The sequence below is a fragment of the Microbacterium sp. 18062 genome (assembly GCF_902706225.1).
In the GTDB taxonomy this organism is placed as follows: domain Bacteria; phylum Actinomycetota; class Actinomycetes; order Actinomycetales; family Microbacteriaceae; genus Microbacterium.
On the sequence record NZ_CACSKB010000672.1, the window covers coordinates 1 to 385 of the forward strand.

Sequence of the window (385 nt, forward strand, 5' to 3'; positions counted from 1 at the left end):
ATAGTAACCATTTCCGGCTTCATAGGGCATGGTATACTCAATAAATTCTCCCGTTACTTCTTTTTTAAAATCACCACCTTGCCCCATGCTAGGAGGCGTTATACCTTGTGCCCAAATAATTTCTCTGTACTGACCATCTTCGCTAGTATAAAGACTAATAGGCTGTTCAACCACATCTTTCTGGACTGCTACTGGTAGATTAGAAGGGAGGCTACTATCTTCGTGCTCAGGAATGACCTTCTCTTCCATATCTGCATGGATCTCAATACTTGTAGACTCGAAAAGGTTATCAATTTTCACTTCAAGTAACTCATTTTTCAGCTCAGAAGGGCCTACTTCATTCTCACTCCCTTGAGCTAGGTTGTCACTTTCTACTAATATATTT

The 385-nt window shown here is 40.3% G+C and carries 1 protein-coding gene; it reads right to left on the bottom strand.

Annotation, left to right across the window (positions count from 1 at the left end):
* The coding region (locus GVL03_RS21765) for an IdeS/Mac family cysteine endopeptidase (protein ID WP_200847449.1) at positions 1–385 on the bottom strand (385 nt) is incomplete at both ends.